Annotated in this window: 15 protein-coding genes; 10 read left to right on the top strand and 5 right to left on the bottom strand. The window is 49.8% G+C overall.

Annotated elements, in window-relative coordinates; translation table 11 throughout:
* The first annotated feature begins 21 nt into the window (after window positions 1-21).
* The 4 genes from KNO92_RS00300 to KNO92_RS00285 are packed head-to-tail and all read left to right on the top strand — an operon-like array spanning window position 22 to window position 3,115.
* Window positions 22-720, top strand: a complete 699-nt coding sequence (locus KNO92_RS00300; protein ID WP_251126944.1) for a WbqC family protein — start codon at window positions 22-24, stop codon at window positions 718-720.
* 39 nt (window positions 721-759) lie between these two features.
* Window positions 760-1,734 (top strand): glycoside hydrolase family protein, encoded by a 975-nt coding sequence (locus KNO92_RS00295; RefSeq protein WP_214759637.1) that lies wholly within the window; start codon window positions 760-762, stop codon window positions 1,732-1,734.
* Window positions 1,731-2,666: a glycoside hydrolase family protein gene (locus KNO92_RS00290; protein ID WP_214694155.1), complete on the top strand. Its 936-nt coding sequence runs from the start codon at window positions 1,731-1,733 to the stop codon at window positions 2,664-2,666. The genes KNO92_RS00295 and KNO92_RS00290 overlap by 4 nt, the downstream gene beginning before the upstream one ends.
* Window positions 2,667-2,668: 2 nt before the next feature.
* Complete coding sequence (locus KNO92_RS00285; RefSeq protein ID WP_214694154.1) at window positions 2,669-3,115, top strand: GNAT family N-acetyltransferase; 447 nt, start codon at window positions 2,669-2,671, stop codon at window positions 3,113-3,115.
* A gap of 131 nt (window positions 3,116-3,246) precedes the next feature.
* Here the strand turns inward: KNO92_RS00285 and KNO92_RS00280 are convergent, their stop codons facing one another.
* The gene (locus KNO92_RS00280) at window positions 3,247-3,507 is read right to left on the bottom strand and encodes a hypothetical protein (RefSeq protein WP_214694152.1); all 261 of its coding nucleotides are present in this window, start codon (window positions 3,505-3,507) and stop codon (window positions 3,247-3,249) included.
* Between the two features lie 104 nt (window positions 3,508-3,611).
* Between KNO92_RS00280 and KNO92_RS00275 the strand changes: the two genes are divergently transcribed.
* Together KNO92_RS00275 and KNO92_RS00270 are read left to right on the top strand one after the other, a co-directional pair.
* A complete protein-coding gene (locus KNO92_RS00275; RefSeq protein WP_214759636.1) occupies window positions 3,612-4,853 on the top strand; it encodes a UDP-glucose dehydrogenase family protein in 1,242 nt (413 codons plus the stop codon).
* A gap of 99 nt (window positions 4,854-4,952) precedes the next feature.
* Window positions 4,953-5,681: a DUF3784 domain-containing protein gene (locus KNO92_RS00270; protein WP_214759635.1), complete on the top strand. Its 729-nt coding sequence runs from the start codon at window positions 4,953-4,955 to the stop codon at window positions 5,679-5,681.
* Between the two features lie 13 nt (window positions 5,682-5,694).
* On the opposite strand, the gene KNO92_RS00265 is transcribed toward KNO92_RS00270, so the two are convergent.
* Window positions 5,695-8,391, bottom strand: a complete 2,697-nt coding sequence (locus KNO92_RS00265; RefSeq protein ID WP_214759634.1) for an EAL domain-containing protein — start codon at window positions 8,389-8,391, stop codon at window positions 5,695-5,697.
* Between the two features lie 112 nt (window positions 8,392-8,503).
* Complete coding sequence (locus KNO92_RS00260; protein WP_214759633.1) at window positions 8,504-10,315, bottom strand: C40 family peptidase; 1,812 nt, start codon at window positions 10,313-10,315, stop codon at window positions 8,504-8,506.
* A gap of 279 nt (window positions 10,316-10,594) precedes the next feature.
* Between KNO92_RS00260 and KNO92_RS00255 the strand changes: the two genes are divergently transcribed.
* Window positions 10,595-12,442, top strand: coding sequence for a sensor domain-containing phosphodiesterase (locus tag KNO92_RS00255; RefSeq protein ID WP_214694142.1), 1,848 nt, complete (start codon window positions 10,595-10,597; stop codon window positions 12,440-12,442).
* Between the two features lie 14 nt (window positions 12,443-12,456).
* On the opposite strand, the gene KNO92_RS00250 is transcribed toward KNO92_RS00255, so the two are convergent.
* Window positions 12,457-13,830: a sensor histidine kinase gene (locus tag KNO92_RS00250; protein WP_353047378.1), complete on the bottom strand. Its 1,374-nt coding sequence runs from the start codon at window positions 13,828-13,830 to the stop codon at window positions 12,457-12,459.
* A 12-nt stretch (window positions 13,831-13,842) separates the two neighbouring features.
* Entirely contained in the window at window positions 13,843-14,529 is a 687-nt protein-coding gene (locus KNO92_RS00245; RefSeq protein WP_214694138.1) for a response regulator transcription factor, read from the bottom strand.
* A 106-nt stretch (window positions 14,530-14,635) separates the two neighbouring features.
* Here KNO92_RS00245 and KNO92_RS00240 point away from each other — a divergent pair, with 106 nt between their 5' ends.
* Genes KNO92_RS00240 through KNO92_RS00230 form a run of 3 tightly spaced genes read left to right on the top strand, consistent with a single transcriptional unit; the run spans window position 14,636 to window position 17,574 of the window.
* Window positions 14,636-15,397 (top strand): ABC transporter ATP-binding protein, encoded by a 762-nt coding sequence (locus KNO92_RS00240; protein ID WP_214694136.1) that lies wholly within the window; start codon window positions 14,636-14,638, stop codon window positions 15,395-15,397.
* Window positions 15,384-17,216 carry an ABC transporter permease gene (locus KNO92_RS00235; protein WP_214694134.1) on the top strand — a complete coding sequence of 611 codons (1,833 nt, stop codon included), beginning with the start codon at window positions 15,384-15,386 and terminating at the stop codon, window positions 17,214-17,216. The genes KNO92_RS00240 and KNO92_RS00235 overlap by 14 nt, the downstream gene beginning before the upstream one ends.
* 13 nt (window positions 17,217-17,229) lie before the next feature.
* Complete coding sequence (locus KNO92_RS00230) at window positions 17,230-17,574, top strand: YxeA family protein (protein WP_214694132.1); 345 nt, start codon at window positions 17,230-17,232, stop codon at window positions 17,572-17,574.
* Window positions 17,575-17,610 lie beyond the last annotated feature (36 nt).

Here is a 17,610-nt window from a genome sequence, read left to right as displayed (position 1 = left end):
GAACAAAAGGGGATGACGAAGTTGAAGCTAGGCATCATGCAGCCTTACTACTTTCCTTATCTCGGATACTTTCAATTGATGAATGCAGTGGATACATTTGTCATTCTCGATAACGTCCAATTTGTGAAGAGAGGCTGGATTCAACGTAACCGCATCTTACTAGAAGGCGGAATGAAGCAAATTCATATGAAAATCGATCACATGACGCAACATAAAAAAATTTGTGAACACAATCGCATCATTGATTTGGTGCATGAACATTATCAAATACGCTTACTCAGTCATGCGTATAAGCATGCCCCTTATTATGGAGAGGTCATGCCGATGATTGAGCGAATCATGAATGACGAGGAACCGAATGTTGCCGTCTATCTCGAGAAGTTATTGACCGAAATACGCAACTATCTGGAACTGGATACTGAATTACTAGTCGCCTCCTCACTCGATTATGATAAATCGTTGAAACGTGAGGAGCTAGTCATCGAAATTTGTCGATCTTTAAATACGGACCATTATATCAATGCCATTGGAGGGCAAGCACTGTACGAAAAAGACATGTTTGCAAAATCAGGCATCCCGCTGGATTTTATAAAGATGGACCGAATCGAATATCCGCAATTCACACATCCGTTCGTCCCTGATTTGTCGATGATCGATGTCATGATGTTCAATTCAAAGTCGAAGATGCGCGATTTGCTGAATGCGTATACGCTCATTTGAACGCTACTATCCAAGTCAAACACGGAAAGGAAGAAGAGGATGGAAACGTTGAACACCTCATTTGAATGGATCAATCGACGTCTTTTCTTCAGTCCTCAAAGGGATGCATCGCTCGATTGGATGGACGCGTTCGCACAAGGACCGTGTGTTCTCGAACGTGATACCTACTTACGGATCTATTTCAGTTGTCGACCGAAGCCAGTTGATGGTCGTTATGTCAGTTATAGCGGTTATGTGGATGTCTCAAAGGATGATTTTTCAATTCTTCGGGTGAGTGAGCGCCCCGTACTCGAACTTGGGGAACGCGGCACATTCGATGAGTTTGGTGTCTATCCCTTCTCGGTGATTGACGTGGGGGATGAAGTTCACGCCTATTACGGGGGGTGGACGCGCACTGTATCCGTCCCGTTCAATGTGAACATTGGAAAAGCAGTCAGCAGCGATGGCGGACGCACGTTCGAGCGCGTTGGTCCGGGACCGATTCTATCTTACACGCTAGACGAACCGTTCATTTTGAGTGGTCCGAAGATTCGTCGTTTCAATGACACGTGGTATCTGTTCTATATTGCCGGACGAGAATGGATTTTGGATGGGGAACGTCCTGAACCGGTCTATAAGATTCGTCTTGCGACGTCAGCAGATGGGGTAAATTGGGTGAAAGCCGGGCGAGACTTGATTGAGAGTGTGCTCCCGAACGAGGCGCAGGCAAGTCCGGATGTGTTTTATGAGGATGGTCTTTATCACATGTTTTTCTGTTATCGTGATGCGACAGACTACCGGAAAAACCCTGAACGGACGTATCGGATTGGCTATGCATCGTCCCCGGACTTGATGGACTGGACACGGGACGACTCGGTCATGCAGTTCACACGTTCTGAATCAGGGTTTGATGATGAGATGGTCGCCTATCCACATACGTTCATGTTAAACGGGAAACGATATTTGCTTTATCTAGGTAATGAAGTAGGAAGGGAAGGTTTCGGGATCGCTGAGCGGAAGGAGGAGACGAGATGAAGTGGAAGAAGCTTGGACATCTCTTCGATCCGACAGAATACGGATTCTTCGGAGATTACTCAGCGTTCGCCCAATCCCCGCAGGCGCTCGTCTTCGATGAATTTGTCCGAATCTACTTTTCTACTCGTGAGCCAGATGGTGAACAGTTCAAGAGTCATATCCGTTATATCGATATGTCCCATGATTTCGAATTGATTCGTGTGTCTACAGATCAAGTCATCCCACTTGGGAAGTTAGGTACTTTCGATGAGCATGGAATTTTTCCGTTTCATGTCACCCGGACACTGAATGGGCTGTATGGCTATACGAGTGGTTGGAGCCGCCGTGACTCCGTATCGGTCGAGACGGGAATTGGATTGTCGATCAGTTATGATGATGGATTGACGTTCGAGCGACTCGGGGACGGACCCGTGCTGTCGGCAAGTGTCGATGAACCTTTTCTCGTCGGTGATCCATTTGTCGTCACACGTGAACAACAGTATATGTTCTACATTTACGGAACGACATGGAAGGAAGGTGCGGACGGGGTATCGGAGCGAACATATAAGATTGCTTTGGCCACGTCAGAGGATGGGCAGACGTTCAACCGGCGGGGGAGAATCATCCCAGACACGATTCAAGATGAGAGTCAGGCACTTCCGACTGTGTTTGAGTGGGATGGACGTTATCATATGATCTTTTGCTTCCGAGACACGTTCGGATTTCGGACTGACCCGTTGCGTGGATACCGGCTCGGCTATGCGTATTCCGATAATCTAGTTGAATGGACAAGGGACGATGCAGCGTTAGGATTCGAGAGAAGCGATAGCGGTTGGGACGCGGATATGGAATGCTATCCGCACGTATTTGAAATGAAAGGTCGCCATTATCTTCTTTATAACGGGAATGAGTTTGGTCGACGTGGATTTGGTTTAGCCGTCTTGGAGGGATGATGATGAAACGTAACTTTGGAACAGTTTCCGACTATATGACTCACTTCGAGGCTTGTGATCAATTGTTTCCGACGAATTTATCGGATCGGGTCGATTTACAAGCATATTCGATGAAACTGCACGATCGGGCAACTTCATTTGAGATATGGCAGGACAATCACATCGTCGGATTACTCTCTGCATACATGGATACAGATATCGTATTCATCAGCCATATTTGTGTATTGCCTGAAGCGCCGGCTGGAAGCGGACATGAATTATTTGAAGGATTACTCATCGAGTCAGCACTTGCCGGGAAAGATCGAATTCGTTTACACGTCGAACCGACGAACACAAAGGCGATTACCTTTTATACTCGACACGGATTCACCGAAATCGATCAAACGGACGGAGTACTTTTGATGGAGCGGATCGTGTTGCAGAGACAGCTATCCCCCAAAAAAGAGTGACAGCATGAATCATCTTTGATTGTATGAGACTTGAGCTAAATCCCCGTCAATCACACGGGGATTTTTGCATGCATGCAGGAAATTCACAAGCTTTCTCGAATAGTGCAAAAAGAAAAAGCATCCGACCGAGGTCAAACACTTTTCTTCATTTGCTGTTTTCGGTCGCGTTGCACTTTCCAAATCACTGACGCAATGACAATCAGGATTGGAGCGAATACCCATGGCCGAGCTTCTAAGATTGAAACGAGTTCAAAGATGGAGAGCCAACCACTCACCATGATCAATACGAGTAAAAAGGTTTTCAGTCCCCCCCGGACTGGAAGCCAAAAATAAATCAATAATGTTACCAAAAAGAAAGCGATTAAGCCCATGTGGTTTGTCCTTTCACCCATCATTTTGACTCATTATAGCAAAGAACATTGAGAGAGTGTTAGAAGCTTCACTTCGCGAGCATATTTGAGTACGCTTAGGAAAGATGATTGAAGGAGGAACTGATGTGAAATTTGGAATAATAGGCTTAGGATATGTTGGATTGGCAACACTATGCGGATTGGCCAAAGCCGGTCATGAAGTCATCGGGGTCGAGACGCACCAAGGGAAGTTAGGTCTCCTGAAGAGTGGTCACCCTCCATTCCACGAACCGGGCATGGCGGACGTGTTACAAGAACACGCCGATCAAATCACGTTGACCGACGAAATCGCGGATGCGGAGCACGTCGACTATTTGGTTCTCGCGGTCGGCACACCGAGCAAGCCCGATGGAAGTTGCGACCTTTTTTATATCGAGACGGCTCTTTCCGAATTGAAGACGAAGCATAAAATCGTCATTCGTAGCTCGGTCCCACCTGGCACGACGGATTTGTTGAAGATCATGTATCCTTCTCATACGTTTGCGATCGTACCTGAGTTTTTACAAGAAGGGCGTGCCCTTGCGGATGTCATGAAACCACATCGTGTCGTCATCGGATGTGAGGACCTTGAGGTTTGCGAAGAGTTGGCGGGGATTTATGGCCGACTTGGTGTTCCGCTCATCTGCACGACGCCAATCAATGCCGAGCTCATCAAATATGCTTCGAACGCCTTTTTGGCGACAAAAATCAGCTTCATGAACGACTTGTCTCGTCTAGCCGATGAGGCAGGGGCTGACATCACGACGATTGCGGACGGGATGGGGCTCGATCCACGGATTGGGCGTTCGTTCCTCAACGCTGGAATCGGATATGGGGGCTCTTGTTTCCCGAAAGATATGGATGCGCTTCTTCATGTCGCAAAAGAAAACAACGTCAATCTTTGCGTCATCAAGGCGGCAGCGAAAGTGAACGAAACACAAGCGCCGTACGTATTGTCGAAACTTCATCTAGAACCTAAGATGCGTGTCGCCATTCTCGGCTTGGCATTTAAACCAGGAACGGATGATATGCGAGATGCCCCGTCGATTCTACTCGCACACCATATGGTCGCCCGAGATGTCGAAGTCATCGGCTATGACCCAATCGCAACATGGGAATATCCACAAGCAGCGTCTGTAGAAGAAGCGTTGAAAGATGCAGATTATGCGATTCTCGTCACCGAGTGGGAGGAGCTTGTGAACTTGGCACCGGAAGCTTTCTCGGGCATGCGTCAACGTCGGTTGATTGATGCGCGGAATGCGTGGAAGTTCGCACGTGACCCAGGTGACGTCGCGTATGAAGGCATCGGGCGGATGCAACGACCGTCCAACACCCCGACATCAAACTGAATTTTCTTTGGGACCGCTCCATTCAGCGGTCCTGTTTTTGTGTGGGATGAATCTTTTTCGTGACGGATGACGTAAAGTAAAGAAGAGGAGGTGAGGCACATGTGGATTCTTGTATTGGCCGCGATCATCGTCATCGCACTCGGTTTTGCAGTGGACCGTCTCGGATGGCACGATTTGATTTCGGGCTACAATACGATGTCTAAGGAGAAGAAGGAGCGGGTGAACGTTCAGAAAGTGGCACGTCTCGTCGCGTGGATGTGTTACGGGATTGGCGCCATCTTTCTCCTCATCGCGCTCATCGAAGGATTTGAATTGGACATTCCGCTCGCTCCATTCTTTATCGTGATGATGGTCTTCATCGTAGCCATGCTTTGGCGTATGCAAAAGTATGACGGCAATATTTATGACGAATCGGGACGCTTGAGACCGGGTGGTAAAAAACGTCTCATTCCGATTGTCATTGTCTCCGTCGTCTTACTCGTTGGAGTGCCGGCGCTCATGTTTTGGTTCAGTCAACCGACCGAGGTGACCGTGACAGATTCGACGATCGTCATTGAAGGGAGCTACAGCCGTGAGATTCCGTTCGATGAACTTGATGATGTGACGTGGACGACGTTACCCGAAATCGCGAGACGGACGAGTGGGGCGGAATCGGGATCACGCCTGACGGGACATTTTCGGACGAAAGCAGGGGAGGACGTTCTCCTCTTTATCGACCGTGATGTCGAGCCGGTCATTCGACTCGATTGGTCGGAAGAACCGATTTATTTGAATCAGTCCTCGGCAGAAGCGACGAGGCAATTATATGAGGACATTCGTTCTCGCTGAAGAAAAGGGACACTCAATTGGAGTGTCCCTTCGTGTTAACCCATGATTCAAATGAAGCCGCATCGAGTGCGGGTGAGAAGTAATAACCTTGCCCGAGTTCGACTCCTTCCCGAATCATACGGGACAGGTCGCTCTCGGTCTCGATTCCTTCAGCAAGAGCGGTCAACTGTTGCTCGTTCGCAAAGCGTGAGACGGCGCGTAAGAACGACGTGCTCTCTTTCGCTTTCCCGCTCACATACATCCGGTCGATTTTCACTTCTTGAATCGGTAAGTGCCAAATCGCTTCGAATGAAGCATATCCGGTCCCAAAGTCATCAATCGAGAGACAATACCCGAGGTCGGCGATATCTTCTAACCGTTCGAGCTCGCTCGCATACGACATGATATCCGATGACTCGGTCAACTCGATTTTCAGACGGTCCGGTAACCATGGATATTTCTCAATCGAATCACGAAGTTTCGTGACGATTGATGGGTCGACGGAGTGGGCCGACAAGTTGAACGAGAGAGAGATGTCTTCGAACGAAGTCCCTTGCCAAGCGACGAGTTGTTCAATCGTCTGGTCGAGGATGTTGTGCGACAGCCAAAGGATTTGATCAGACCGCTCGGCGATTCGGATGAATTCGTTCGGTGGAATAATTCCCATCTCAGGATGTGTCCAACGGGCGAGTACTTCCGCACCGACGACGCGTCCGGTTTTCAGTTCGACTTGCGGCTGATAGGCGACCGTCAAGTCACCTTTTCGAATCGCATCCGGAAGTGCCTGTTCAATCAAAGCGGCGAGTTGCATTTGAGCTAAAATGTCTGAGTCATACCAAACGAGTGGCGTACGTGTTTCTTTCGCGTGCTGTAAGGCTTTCATCGCCTCGAATAGGCAATCGTTATACGCCGGTTTCGTCTCGGTCGCACCGAGTTGGATATGCACGTTTTGTCGCTTGTGATTGACGGTCAATTCGCTCGGGAACAATTCCAGCAGTTCATGTTCATCCTCGGCAGTGAAACCTTTCACGTACAACATGAACATATCATCCCGATATCGACCGAAGAGATGGTGCGCATATTTCGATAGACGGGTTTCGACAGCGCGGGCGAACTCCGTCATGAGTAGGTCCGCATACGCCGGGTCGTACCAGTCGACGAGATGATGGTAGTCGTGTAATCGGATCAGGACGAACGCCCCGTCAATCTCTTGTCGCTCCCATTTTCTGATGAAGCCATACTCGTTATAGAGATTCGTCGCCAAATCGAAGCGGACGAGTCGGTCGACTTTTCGCTCCCGTTCGACCCGGTCGGTCTCGTCTTCGACAATCAAATAGTACGTCAGTTTTTCTTCCCGTTTGAGCGGGGTCAACTTGATGTTCAAATAGCGTGTGTGTTCACCTTTTAAATGAATGATGAACTGGGCGCTCGTTCCTTGGTCGGTCACGCCTTCGAGTGCTTGCTCGAACAGGCGCCGCCCCGTCTCGGTGAACAGTTGATTGATTTCGTATAAGTTTCGGTCACCGAAAAATTGACGGAACATCTCGTTTCGTTCCATCAGATTATATGAGTCGTCCATCAAGGCGATGGCGAGACCCGTCTCGGAGAAGAGCGATGACCAACGTTCGTGATAGCGAACGAGCTCTTGTGAGCGATTTTCGAGCTCATGGACGGTCGAATGGACGCTCACCGCAATCTCACGTAATTCATCCTCGATGCCACGGAAGTCATGTGTTTTTGGGAACGTCGCTTCGACCGGATCTAAGCTTGGGTCAATGGCGAGCGCACGTGCTTTCAAATGTGCCAAATCGTGATTGTACCGTTTACGCGTATAGTAGAGCAGGAAAATCAGTCCGAGCGATAAGAGGAGCGTCACGACAAAGGATGCCGTGGCAAGGATTTGAAAATGTTTACTTTCCTCTTGCAACATCGTCTCGGACGTGGAACGAATCGAGCGAAGGGCAGCGTAGGTATCTTCGTAGACGTTCGTCGAATTGACGTAACGGGCTTCAAGTGATGCTTCACGACTGGCCATATTCGCAAACGATTGACCACTTTCCGCGACATCGATGACGGCTTTTGTTTGTAACGCCTCGTTCTGGTCGATAATTTTTTGGATGATGATCGCTTCATTGACGATTAAGTCAACGGTACTCATCAGTTGTTCTTCATCAATCGGTTCACGATATAATGCATCACCATTCCGCATGAGCATCGATTGCATCCGCATCATCGCATCCGTCAGCTCATACGTGGCGTTCGGTTGATTGGTTTGTTCGAGCGCTTGATAGAGCCAACGCCGATTGATTGAACTGATGACATCAGACGGGACCGCTTCGAACTGCTCTGCATCAAGAATGTCTGCCAAGTCATTCGAAAATGTCTGAAGCGTCTCTCGTTCTTGTTCGTCCACACCTGATTCAAAGTCTTTCTGCAGTCGTTCATTATATTGAAGCGCTCGCTCTTTATAAGGGGTAGAAAGAAATGATGTCGTTTGATTCGATTGATCCTCATATCGTGTTGCCGCCTCGAACAAGGTGACATATGCTTCGACGCCAGCCAGGTTTGCTGCCTGATTCAAGTTTATAATCGTCTCGTCAATGGCTTCTTGTTTTTCATGCCAGTAATAACTCGTCCCGAGTCCGAACAATAGGACACCGATGAGACAAGCGATTGCCAGTACCATCGTGTAGGTACGGTATGGAATTTTAGCAAAACGGGGTTGGCCCATCCGGCACCTCCTTTTTTCCTTCATCATACTTCCGATTCCGTTTCATCGGATGAAAATCCTGCAAAACGAAAGAAAAACCCGACTTTCGTCGGGTTTTATGGCGTGACCAAAGTCACGGTCGTTTGTAACCAATCAAGCGTGATTGCCAATACGGTTCTTTACTGATTTGGTTGTAGCCTAATCCGAACGAACCAGCATGAATGAATGTATCGGCGTTGATCATGATGCCCATGTGTGAAGGTCCTGCGGTGTACGTGTTCTCAAAGAAGACGAGGTCACCAGCTTGCGGGACGAACGACGTCGGTAACTGTGGACCGAAGTAAGCACCACCCCAGTAGTTGGCCACGTTTGTGCGTGGGATGCTGACGCCTGACTGATTGAATACATAATAGATGAGACCTGAACAATCAAAACCACCATTTGCGGGACTAGATGAGGCCCATACATATGGGGTGCCGACGTATTGCTTGGCCACCTGAATCGTAGCAAGTCGTGTCGCCTGCGCGTTCTGACCCTTGATTTCGGTGACAGCTGATTTTGCGACGAATCCTGACGCGAGCTTGTAGTGGGTCGTCGTTTCCCCGATGACGTTCAACAATTCCCCGCGTAGTGTCGAACCGACCGTACTGCTCGACTCGTTCGCCTGTGCCCGAATCGCTGTCGGGTAATACGTATAGTATGAATTCGCATCATACGAACCTTCTACCCACGTCGGTCCCTCGGTGCCGGTCGAGCCTTTTGAGACCGTCTTGACGTAAGCGGAAGCGACAAACCCGACCGTATTGCCATAGTAGATTTGAAGCCAGCCGTTTGACGCTTGAACGACACGTAGTGTCTGTCCGGCCTTGACGCTCCCGATAATCGTCGCATTCGTCGATGCGCTCGATCGAACGTTCAAGGATGGCGTGTTGACGACATAATCGACTTCTGCATTCCCAGCACCGGCATCGCCTTCGTTCGGGGTTGGGTTGCTTGGAGTTGTCGTCGTCTGTTTCAAATATCCGGCACTCACATACCCAGCTTTCCCGTTATACGTGACGTAGTACCAGTCACCTGACTGTTTCGTAGCTTGAACGACAGTACCGTTTGGGATGGTCGTCACGAGTGCATAGCCGATGCCGGCGCCTTGGCGTACGTTCAAGTTCGCCGTCGTGACAAACTGCTGGTTCACCGTATTTTCCGAAGGTGTGCTCGGAGTTGGCGTAGTCGTGACAGGTGTAGACGGTGTCGCGGATCCTGATGTCGTTAAATATGTATGAGCGACATAACCTGTGCGTGAGCCATATTTGACTTGTGACCAAGAACCTTCACGTTTTAGCACCGTGACGGCTTTCCCTTTTGGAATCGTCAATACGATACTGGCTTTCGTCGACTTAGAAGCACGGAGGTTCAAGTTGACTGTCGTCTTCGCAGTAGTCGCACTCGGTTTCACGCTAGGCGGTGTCGTCGGTACGGGTGTTGTGGAAGTCGACGTTGAAGTCTTTTTCAAATATCCGTTATGCACCCACCCCGTTTGACCACCGTAGCTCACTTTTGACCATGAGCCGTTCGTTTGGATCGGTGTGACGACTTTTCCTTTTGGGATCGTCAATAGGATCCGATGGGACGTCCCAGCGCCCGATCGTAAATTTAACGCATCGGTCGTCGCCATGCGCGTCGTGCTCGACGTTGAGAGTGACGAGCCGCCTGTCGACCCAGAACCCGATACTTGAAGGGTTTGACCGACTCGGATCGCATCAGATGTTAATCCGTTCAACGATTTTAAAGCCGAAACGGAAAGGTCGTAGGATCGGCTAATGGACCACAACGTATCACCGGAACGCACCGTATGTGTGCTTGCGGCGGCGGCTTCATCTGTATGCGCCAATACGCTGACCGCTGCGAGAGCCGCGAATGAATAGGTGAGACCTGACTTTGGATTCATAGCGTCACTTCCTTTCAAAAATGAGAGCGAAACATTCAACAAGTGAAACAATACAATTTCATTGTACGGTGAGATGAAATGTGCAAGCAATGGGACAAATGGTCAATTCGGATCTCTTTCTTATAAAGTAGGTCAATAATTTATAAGTGGGAATAAATCCCTATTCAGTTGATTCAAAAAAGTAGGAAGCATTGACTTTCTGTTGAATTTTGGAAAACGTGAGATAAGAGGTTTCATGCTATCATAAGGTCAAATTAAATGTGGTGAGGTAGCAGACTGATGATCGAGAAGAACTTTTCAAACCGAACATATCGTAAACATCAAGAGAAACTGTTCGAGCTCGTCCGGATGCCGATTGTGACCGAAGACACGGTGCAAGAGGCGATTCGATATATGTGTGAGATTGTTGCCGATATGTTGGCAGTAGATACGGTCTCGATTTGGAATTTTGACACATCGTATCAATCCATTTCATGCCAAGTTGCCTATTCTCACGAATCAGGGACACATTATCCAAGACTGACGGTTCATCGTGAACTCGCCCCGGAATATTTTGATGCGCTTCAAACAAATCGGGTACTTGCGTTTGAAGATGTTCGGAACCATCCATGGGTGAAGGGGCTATACACGGAGTATTTTGTAGAAGGACAACGTATCCATTCAATGCTTGATGCCCCAATTTATGCGAACAATCGCGCCAAAGGTGTGATTTGTTGCGAGACATTCTTCTTACGGGAGTGGACATACCTTGAAGAGTTGATTGTCAGTACACTGACGGATTTTATTTCAATTCTCTATTTCCGACTCGATCGACAGGCAGTCGATACACACATTCGTCGTCTAGCCTATATAGATGAATTGACGGGTCTTTTAAAAGATACAGGTTTCATCGAGAAGATGGACGAGGAACGTCAGCTTCAACCGCAACAACTGGGCGCCTTAGTCTATTTGAAAGTCGATGATTTTCGCTCGGTCGAAGATGCGATCGGAATCGAAAAATCAGATGAGATTGTCCGAGAAGTGGCTAATCGCCTACGTCGTTATGTCGACGAGTCGAATCTGAGTCGTATGTCGCAGTCAGGATTTGCGATTTGGTTACCGTATGGGGATCGAATCAAACTGAATGCTGTCGCGGATGAATTGTGCGAAGTTCTCGTACGCGATCCGTTCCTTGTCGATGAGTTAGAAGTCATCTTGACGATGAGCGCGTTCATCGTCATCGAGCAAAAGGACATCACGACGCTCGAGATGGTTCATCGGGCACGCATCGCCGCGAGTGAACGGGTACTTCAACGGGCGGCGATTGTCTTTTATGAAGAAGAAATGGGAACGAAAGCGGCGAACCGGCTGGTCTTGGAAATGAATTTGCGAAGTGGGCTCGCAGGAAACGAGTTTATGTTGTATTACCAACCGAAAATCGATGCGACGACTGGAGCGCTTAGAGGGTTCGAAGGTTTGATGCGCTGGAATCATCCCGAACGAGGTCTCGTCCCTCCACTCGACTTCATCCCGCTCGCCGAATCGACAGGAGTCATCATTGACTTAGAAGAGTGGGTGTTCGTGACGGCCTGTCGTCAGCTCAAGCGATGGCATGATCGAGGAGAATGGTATTCACTTGCCCTCAACTTATCAGCACGTCACTTCTTGTCTGAAGGAGTCGTCGAGAAATTCGCCCAAATTGCCCGGGAAGAGGGTGTCTGTACGAGCTATTTGACGCTCGAAATTACCGAGAGTGTCGGCATGGAAAACCAACAGCATGTCATCGACCGATTTGTCGCGTTCCGTGAAGAAGGATTTTCGATTTCAATCGATGACTTCGGGACGGGCTTCTCAGCGTTCGTCTACTTGAAGCACTATCCGATTCATGAAATCAAAATTGATCGCCAGTTCATCCAAGTGACCGAGAACGATCCGACCGGGAACGTCATCGTCGAGTCGATCGTCGACCTCGCGCGAGGACTGAATTTGAAGACCGTCTGTGAAGGGATCGAGACGATTGAACAATGGCATGCGTTACGCGAACTCGGCTGCGATGAGATGCAAGGGTATTACTTCTCTAAGCCGCTGCCGCTCGAAGAACTAGAGATATGGATTGATCACTATATGAAACAAAAAAGGGACGCCTGAGTGCGTCCCTTTTGCTATGGGGTGAAGAGAATTCGGATGGTCGTACCTTGTCCTTGATGACTTTCGACCTCGACCTTCCCACCGTGCGCTTCGATGATATCACGCGAAATGGCCATTCCTAGACCGCTCCCACGGGCATCGTCCGTGTTCGTTCCACGGTAATAGCGTTCGAATATATACGGCAATTCGGCTTCAGCAATCCCGCTTCCGTCATCCTGGATTGTTACGACATCATCACGGACCTGAACCGTCACGATGACCGATTCGTCGTTATGAAGAAGGGCGTTATATAGGAAGTTGAGCAGGGCACGTTTCATAAAGTGACGGTCAATCGAAACGGTCGCTGCCGTGGTCGCCTCGAATTCAATCTGACGCTCACTGAAACGGGGGTCGTTCAACACATCGATGACGAGTTCGCGAACGAACGGCTCGAGGCGGGTCTCTTCTAGCGCGAGCGGGAAGTCGCCGTGTTGCAGACGCATCGTCAAGTTGAAGTCATCGAGCAATTCTTTCATATATTTCGCCTGGCGTTCGATCACGTGTACGTATTGGTTACGCTCGGCTACATCTAGCGATTCGTCATCCAATAGTTCGGCGTATCCTTGAATCGAGGCGAGTGGAGTCTTCAAATCATGCGACACATTACTCATCCATTCTTTCCGTCGCTCATCGAGTTCCTCGCGTTGTCGTTCGTACGTCGTCAGTGTCTCGGAGACCGCATTCAAGTCATGGAAGACAGGACGATAAATCCCGACACGTTTTGGTTCGGATGTCGAAAAATCACGTTGCTTCAGTTGTTGGATGCGCTCGGTCAGTCGATAGACAGGGCGGGTCAATCTGGAGCTAAACAAAAGACCGATTAAGGCGGCTACGAGCAAATCGACGACAAGAATCCAAAGGAACGCCTTTGCGATATAGGAGAGGATCGCTTGTTCATCTAGCATAAAGAGTGCCCGGCGTTCGCTGGCGTCCGGAACACCGATGAGGTAGCTATAATCGTCAAACTCTCCGATGAAGTAAAGGCGAAGCTCATCATCCATGTATTTATAAATTTGAATCAGCTCAATCGGCGAATAGGCATCCGGTAAACCACTCGGTGCGTCAATCTCACTGACGACTCGTCCCGTCTCATCTAAAAAGCGGATGAACGCCCCATACTGCTCGAGCGCCTCCTGACCTTCTGCTGAGACGACGGGTTCTCCATCCTCGAGTGACAGGTACGTGCTGAAGTTACGGGTGAACATCTCCCCTGAGTTGCTTTCGACATCATCGATACCCGTTCGGTCATTGACGAGAAGTCCGAACAGAATGGTGATGTTGAGAAAGACGACGATGGCGACAATCAATACAATCGACAGTAAATAGCGACCGGTCAGCTTCCATTTCATCATGATCGCTCCTTACACCGTCAACCGATAGCCGAGACCTTTGACCGTCTTGATGTAGGTCGGGGCAGACGGGTTCGGCTCGATTTTTTCACGTAAACGTCGGATGTGGACCATGACCGTGTTATCCGAACCGAAAAACGATTCGCCCCATACTTGTGTAAAAAGGGTCTCTTTGCTGAGAATCCGATTTGGGTTTCGCAAAAAGCAGGCGAGGAGACCGACTTCTTTCGCCGTCAATTCCAATCGTTCGCCGTTCATATACACTTCCGTCTCATCTTCATTCATGAGGAACGGTCCGACAGTCGTCTCTTCCATCGGTGTTTCCATCATCGACAGCCGTCTGAGTTGTGCTTTGACGCGGAAGGCTACTTCTTTCGGACTGAACGGCTTCGTGATGTAATCGTCACCCCCGATGGCGAGCCCGAGCAGTTTGTCGACCTCTTCTGATTTAGCGGATAGGAAGAGGATGGGGATGTTCGAGTGTGCCCGAATCTGTTGGCAAAGTTGATAACCTTCCCCGTCCGGTAGCATGACGTCCAAAATCGCCAAATGCGGATGGAACGTCTCGAAGACGTCATACCCGTCCTTCAATGTGTGAGCGGTCCGGATTTGCGTAATTCCTTCCTTTTCGAGTGCCCGTTGCATCAACGTGCATAAATCTTGTTCATCATCCACGATGAGAATCCGTGGTTGTTCCATCGTCATCACCTCTTATCAAGCATATCACGTAAGGATTTTGTAAGGTACGCGTGAGTTGAAGTTAAGGCAAGGGGCGTAATGTAAGAGTCAGAAAGAGGTGCTGAACATGGAAACATTACTACAAGTGAAATCGATTCAAAAGACATATGGGAAAGGAAATACGACGTTTCAGGCGCTTGATGACGTCTCGTTCACCATCGAACACGGTGAGTTCGTCGGAATCATGGGACCGTCCGGGGCCGGGAAATCGACGCTACTGAACGTCCTCGCGACGATTGATACACCGACGTCCGGTGAGATTCTCGTGGAAGGGGAAGATATCGCGTCGATGAACGAGGAGGCCCTCGCCGACTTCCGCCGTGACCATCTCGGCTTCATCTTCCAAGACTACAACCTGCTCGACTCGTTGACGGTACGGGAAAACATGTTGCTCCCACTCGCCGTCTCGAAGACGCCTGTTCACGAGACACGAGAGAAAGTCGAACGGTTGGCGAAGCGGTTTGGGCTTGAAGGGATCCTCGAGCAGTACCCGTATCAAATCTCAGGTGGGCAGAAGCAACGGACGGCCGTCTGTCGTGCCTTGATCTCGGACCCGAAACTCATCTTCGCCGATGAACCGACCGGTGCGCTCGACTCGAAGTCAGCGACAGATTTGTTGGATACGCTCGCACGGTTGAACGAGGCCGAGACGACGATCATGATGGTGACGCATGACGCCTTTGCAGCAAGTTTCTGTCGCCGTGTCCTCTACATCCAGGATGGACGTTTGAACAAGGAACTGATTCGTGGCAATGCGTCACGGGATGCGTTCTATCAGTCCATCCTCGAAGAGCTGGCGAAAGGCGGTGCCGTCGATGACGCTATTTGAGCTCGCGAAGAAAAACGTCGCGCGTAATTTGTCGCGATACGCGCTCTACGTCGGGACGACGATCTTCTCCATCGTCATTTATTTCACGTTCGCGACGCTCAAACATAGCCATGAGATCAGTGCGCTCGCGGAGACATCGAAGAAAATCAGTGGGCTGATGAGTACGTCGACGTTCATCCTCATGTTGTTCGTCGCGCTCTTCATCGCCTATTCGAACGCCTTCTTCTTGAGAGGGCGAAAGCGGGAAGTCGGGCTCTACTCACTACTCGGGGTCCGAAAGAAACAAATCGGGCTGTTGCTCTTATTTGAGAACATCGTCATCGGAGCGGTGTCATTGATTGTCGGAATTCTTCTCGGGCTCTTCGGGTCGAACGCGCTTCTCCAACTGTTGATGCGTCTCATGAAGAGCGACCTCGACATCGGGTTTGCCTTCTCAGCGTCGGCACTCCTGGAGACGTTCCTCGTGTTTCTTGCCATTTTCCTCTTTACTTCGTTCCAAGGGTATCGGGTCATCTATCGCTTCAAGTTGATCGAGCTGTTTCATGCGGATAAGAGCGGAGAAGGTGTGCCGACGGCGAGAGGATGGGTCGCTCTGATGGGTGTCCTCACAATCGGAGTTGCCTATTGGCTCGCGCTTCAAGACTTGATGACGTCGTCGCTTTGGAGAACGCTCGGGCTCGCGATGCCACTACTCATCATCGGATTGAGCGTCATCGGTTCGGCGCTCTTGTTCCATAGCGTGTTGATTTTTGCGTTGGCGTGGCTCAAACAACATGAGCGCTGGTCGTGGAAACGACTCAACTTGTTGACGACGTCACAACTGCTCTATCGCATCCGTGGCAATGCCAAGACGCTCACACTGATCAGTATCATCAGTGCGACGGCGATTACGGCCGGTGGTGCCATCTTCAGTGTCTACTATTACGCGGAAGAGAATGTCGCATCCTATACACCGTACACGTACGCTTGGAAAGGGGAGGCGGTCGATGTGAAAGGGGCGACGTTCGAATCAAGCGTGGAACAAAAGACGATCCGGATGGAAGCACAGTATGGGGAGCGAGAGCTTGGTGTCATCGATGCGTCGACCTATCGTCACCTTCTCGAAGGTCTCGGGCAGAAAGAACCTGCATCGTTTCCGGAGGACGAGGTGTTGTGGGTTGACCCGTTCTATGACGAGCGTTACTCGGAGGAGATCGAATCGGTCGAACTTTCAGCAGGGACGTTTGAAGTCGCGACACGTGCCGAAACTTCACCACTCAACGTCATAACGTTCGGTGGCACGTTCCTCGTCGTCTCAGACGATGTGTTCCAAGCGATGACGGAGCCGAGCGAGACGTATCACGTCGCCCTCACGGAGTCGTTCAAAGATCAACAAGTTCAATCTGAACGTTTGGCGAATCTCGGGCTCGAATCGTTCTCGAGCGCACCGGACGTATACGCAGAAACGATGGCGATGAACGGGGCCCTCCTCTTCGTCGGAACGTTCCTCGGACTCGTCTTCCTCGTCGCGACAGGCAGCGTCATCTACTTCAAGACGATGACGGAAGCTGAGGATGACCGGGCGAAGTACTCCATATTGCAAAAAATCGGGATATCCGACCGGGACGTACGACGGACGGTGCGTCAACAGATCATCGTCGTTTTCCTCGCACCGTTCGCACTCGGAATTTTGCATGCGACGGTCGCCCTCATCGCCTTTTCAAACTTGTTAAGTATGAATTTCACGGTGCCTGTTCTCGCATGGATGGGTGTCTATACGGCCATCTATGCGGTGTATTACGGAGTAACGGTTCGTCGGTTTATGGCGGCCATTCGATAAGGAGAGAAGAAAGATGAAGAAATGGATTGGAATGGGAGTACTTGCCATCCTACTCCTCGCGGGTTTATTGCAAGTGGATTGGAATCGATTTGGAAAAGACACCTTGTTTGTGGAAGTCCAAACACCGAGTGACGTGGAGGAGACGACACTTGAAAATGGGGATGTGATGAAACGGTACGTGTACACGCAACCCGCGTATACACTAGAAGGGGAGTCGAAAGAAGTCACGTTTACCGCAGGAAAAGAACTTCGAGAAGGTGCGTATTTGCGATTATACGTTAGGGACGGGGACACCGTCACGTCGTATGACGAAGTCTCCCGCGAGGACGTACCAGATCCGATCATTCAAAATTGGTAACAAATAAAGCCATTCGTCATGAGCATCATGGCGGAT

This window comes from Exiguobacterium sp. s129 (assembly GCF_018617585.1).
In the GTDB taxonomy this organism is placed as follows: domain Bacteria; phylum Bacillota; class Bacilli; order Exiguobacteriales; family Exiguobacteriaceae; genus Exiguobacterium; species Exiguobacterium aestuarii_A.
Note: the sequence above shows the minus strand (reverse complement) of the source record. Positions and strands in the feature narration are given on the sequence as shown.